The organism is Sphingopyxis sp. (genome assembly GCF_036402335.1).
Taxonomy (GTDB): domain Bacteria; phylum Pseudomonadota; class Alphaproteobacteria; order Sphingomonadales; family Sphingomonadaceae; genus Sphingopyxis.
The window spans coordinates 1-3902 of sequence record NZ_DASWTD010000098.1; the positions used below are offsets into that span (position 1 = coordinate 1).

Genomic DNA, 3902 nt, shown 5'->3' on the forward strand with positions numbered 1-3902 from the left:
GCTTCGTGACGAAGCGCGATGCCGAGCAGGTATCGGCGACCGCGGTCGGCGCGGCATCGGCGGCGCAGCGTTCGCGCGCCGACCTTGGCGCGAGCGTCGAGGCGGCGGCGGTGACGCGTGCCAAGGGGCCGATCCTCGCGGCGCAGGTCAAGGCGGCCGAGGCCGAAGCGGCAAAGGCGCGCGCCGCGCTGGCACTGGCAAAGCTCGATCGCGGCCATACGCTCGTCGCCGCGCCGATCGATGGCGTGGTCGGCAACCGGCGTATCCAGGTCGGCGACTATGTCCAGCCCGGCTCGCGGCTGCTCTCGGTCGTGCCGGTGAAGTCGATCTATGTCATTGCCAATTTCAAGGAAACGCAGACGCGCGCGATGCGCCCGGGCCAAAAGGCCGACGTCTATGTCGATGCACTGGGCGAGACGCTGCACGGCACGGTCGAAAGCCTTGCGCCGGGGTCGGGGAGCGAATTCACCTTGCTGCCCTTCGAGCCCGGATCGGGCAATTTCACGAAGATCGTCCAGCGCGTCGGGGTGCGCATCAGGCTCGATCGGGGGCAGGCGGCGCTCGCCGAACTCAGACCCGGATTGTCGGTGACGGCGAAAGTCCGGCTCCGCGGCTGATCGCCGTCCGCGCGCGTTTCGCCGCATTCAATGTTAACAATGTAAATTTCTGCTTGACCCCGGCGCTTGCTATCGTCAATGTTTACGTCGATAACATTGAGTCGGAAAGGTACAGTCAGATGAAAACCCTGCTCTATGCCATCGGGCCGATGCTGTTCGACTCGCTCGGCATTATCGTCTTTGCAGTGCTGCTCGTTGCCGGCGCGGGCATCGTTCCCGCGACGATCGCGGGCACAGCCGTTGCGGTTGCTGTCGTCGGCTATGAACTGGCGCGCGGCAAGAAAGTTGCGGCGCTGCAGTGGATCAGCCTTGCGTCGGTGCTCTTCACCGCCGCGGCGACGCTTTTTACCGGCGACCCGCGTTTCGTGATGGCCAAGCCGACGATCGTCTATCTGATCGTGGGCAGCGTGATGCTGCGCAAGGGATGGCTCAATCGCTACATCCCGCCCGAACAGCTTGCGATCGTCGGCGATGTCATGGACCGGTTCGGCATGATCTGGGCCGCGCTGATGTTCGCGAGCGCAGCGTTGAACCTCGTCATCGCGCTCTTCTTCACCGCATGGTGGCCGCTGTTCATCGGGATTTTCCCGCTCGCGTCGAAATTCGGCCTGTTCGCGGTCCACATCGCGGTGGTGCATTTCATCACGCAGGCACGGCTGCGCCGCCGCGCGGGCGGATTGCAGCCGTTGGCGGCGGAATAGAAGGGGCGTGTTCCCCGGCGAATGCCGGGGCCCGAAAAATGTAGCGCGGCAGTTCGTGGGCCCCCGCTTTCGCCGGGGATCACAATCGACGCGAGCCCCTATTACTCGGCGTCGAGCCCGTAGGCGGTGTGGAGGACGCGCACCGCCAGTTCGGTTTCATCCTCGTCGATCAGCACGCTGACCTTGATCTCGCTGGTCGAGATCGCCTGGATGTTGATGCCGCGGTCGGCCAATGCGCGGAACATCGTGCTGGCGACCCCCGCGTGGCTCTTCATGCCGACGCCGACGACGCTGATCTTCGCGACCTTGTCATCGCTGATGATGCGGTTGAAGCCGATCTTGTCCTTCGACCCTTCGAGCAGGTCGATCGAGCGCAGCAGGTCGGTGGCGGGAACGGTGAAGGTCACGTCGGTCTCGCCCTTTTCGCGGCCGACATTCTGGATGATCATGTCGACGTTGATCCCGGCGGCGGCGAGCGGGCCGAAGATGTTGGCGACCGCACCCGGCTTGTCGGGCACGCGCGTGACGATGACCTTGGCTTCATTCTTGTCGTGGGCGATGCCGGTGATCAGCTGCCGTTCCATCTGATGTTCCTCTATTTCCTCGTCGCTGACGATCATCGTGCCGGTGGCGGGGGCTTCGTCGCCCTCGACGAAACTCGAGAGGACCTGCACGCGCACGCCCTCTTTCATCGCGAGCCCGACCGAACGCGTCTGGAGCACTTTCGCGCCGACGCTCGCGAGCTCGAGCATTTCCTCATAGGTCACATAGTCGAGCTTGCGCGCGCGTGCGACGATGCGCGGGTCGGTCGTGTAGACCCCGTCGACGTCGGTGTAGATGTCACAGCGGTCGGCCTTGAGCGCCGCGGCCACCGCGACGGCGCTTGTGTCCGACCCGCCGCGGCCGAGTGTCGAGACGCGGCCATCGTCCATCAGGCCCTGAAAGCCCGGGATAACGGCGACCTCGCCCTTCGCCATCGCCGTGGCGAGCGCGCCGGTGTCGATATCGGCGATGCGCGCACGGGCGTGCGCCTCTTCGGTCCGGATCGGGAGCTGCCAGCCGAGCCAGCTGCGCGCCGGGGTGCCCATCGCCTGCAAGGTCAGTGCGAGCAGGCCCGAGGTGATCTGTTCGCCCGCGGCAACGACGACGTCATATTCGGCGGGGTCGTAACGCGGGTTCGCCTCGCGGCAGAAATTGACGAGGCGGTCGGTCTCGCCCGCCATTGCCGAGACGACGACGGCGACCTCGTTACCCAGTCCGACTTCGCGCGCCACGAGTTTCGCGACGGTGCGAATCCGCTCGGTGCCCGCCATCGACGTGCCCCCGAATTTCATCACGATCCGCGCCATCTCGCCCCGCTTTCCTGAATCTGGTTTCGACCGCAACTTTTCCAAGCATTTCTGCGGCGCTCGCGTCGTTAGGCAAGGGGGAGAGGGATGGCAAGACCGGCATCGTATGCGCGGGATAGAATTTCTTGCATGGCGCGAGCCGCGGTGCCACATCGCGGGGCATGAGTGCCGCCACGATCAACCCGCACGAAGCCGCCCATTTCGGCGCGCTCGCCGCCGACTGGTGGGATCCGCACGGGTCTTCAGCGATGCTGCACAAGCTCAATCCGGTGCGGCTTGCCTATATCCGCGAACAGATCGACGCGCATTGGCACGTCGATGCGCGTGAGCGTTATGCGCTCGCAGGGCGCAGCGCGATCGATGTTGGTTGCGGTGCGGGGCTGCTCGCCGAACCGCTTGCGCGAATGGGCGCCAAAGTTACCGGCGTCGATGCCGCGCCTGAGAATATTGCCGCGGCGCGCGAACATGCGGCGGGGCAGGGGCTGGCGATCAGCTATTTTGCCGGCGAACTTTCCGCGCTGCCGCCCGCGACCTTCGACCTCGTCACCTCGATGGAGGTCGTCGAACATGTCACCGATCCCGCCGCGTTCATCGGCGAACTCGCGGCGCGCCTTGCGCCCGGCGGGCTGATGATCCTGTCGACGCCGAACCGGACGGCGCTGTCGAAGCTGCTGCTGGTCGAGGCGGCCGAGCGGATCGGCGCGGTGCCGCGCGGGACGCACGACTGGGACCAGTTCCTGAAGCCCGACGAACTCACCAAGCTGCTCGAAGGCGCCGGGCTGGAGGTCATCGACCGTGCCGGCCTGTCGCCGTCGCCCGCCAAGGGCTTCAAGCTCGGCGGCAGCGAGGCGCTCAACTATCTGATCGCCGCGCGGTGGCCGGGCTGACCCGCGACCCGCGCGTCGACGCCTATATCGCGAAGGCGCAGCCCTTTGCGGAGCCGATCCTGACCCATTTGCGCGAACTGGTGCATCGGTACGCGCCGGGCTGCGAAGAGACGCTGAAATGGGGCGTGCCGCATTTCGTGCTCGGCGGACAGAATCTGGCGGGCATGGCGGCGTTCAAGGATCATGCAACCTTCGGTTTCTGGCGTGACGAGGAGGTCACGGGTTCGCCGCGCAACAAGGGCGCGATGGGCAGCATGGGGCGGCTGGCGTCGCTGACCGACCTGCCGGACGACACGCAGATGGCGGAGTGGATCGTCAAGGCGGCGGCGCTGTGCGCCGAAGGCAAGC

5 protein-coding genes are annotated in these 3902 nt (G+C 66.0%); 4 read left to right on the forward strand and 1 reads right to left on the reverse strand.

What is annotated here, in order from left to right; genetic code table 11:
- On the forward strand, positions 1 to 617 hold a 617-nt coding region (locus tag VGD20_RS02930; protein WP_331133014.1), incomplete at its 5' end, for an HlyD family secretion protein.
- Positions 618 to 736: 119 nt separating this feature from the next.
- Positions 737 to 1318, forward strand: a complete 582-nt coding sequence (locus VGD20_RS02935; protein ID WP_331133015.1) for an inner membrane-spanning protein YciB — start codon at positions 737 to 739, stop codon at positions 1316 to 1318.
- A 101-nt stretch (positions 1319 to 1419) separates the two neighbouring features.
- Here the strand turns inward: VGD20_RS02935 and VGD20_RS02940 are convergent, their stop codons facing one another.
- Complete coding sequence (locus tag VGD20_RS02940; protein WP_331133016.1) at positions 1420 to 2667, reverse strand: aspartate kinase; 1248 nt, start codon at positions 2665 to 2667, stop codon at positions 1420 to 1422.
- A gap of 161 nt (positions 2668 to 2828) precedes the next feature.
- Here VGD20_RS02940 and ubiG point away from each other — a divergent pair, with 161 nt between their 5' ends.
- Together ubiG and VGD20_RS02950 are read left to right on the forward strand one after the other, a co-directional pair.
- Positions 2829 to 3554, forward strand: coding sequence for a bifunctional 2-polyprenyl-6-hydroxyphenol methylase/3-demethylubiquinol 3-O-methyltransferase UbiG (ubiG, locus tag VGD20_RS02945; RefSeq protein ID WP_331133017.1), 726 nt, complete (start codon positions 2829 to 2831; stop codon positions 3552 to 3554).
- Positions 3542 to 3902: DUF1801 domain-containing protein (locus VGD20_RS02950; RefSeq protein WP_331133018.1), on the forward strand; the 361-nt coding region annotated here is incomplete at its 3' end. The genes ubiG and VGD20_RS02950, both read left to right, overlap by 13 nt.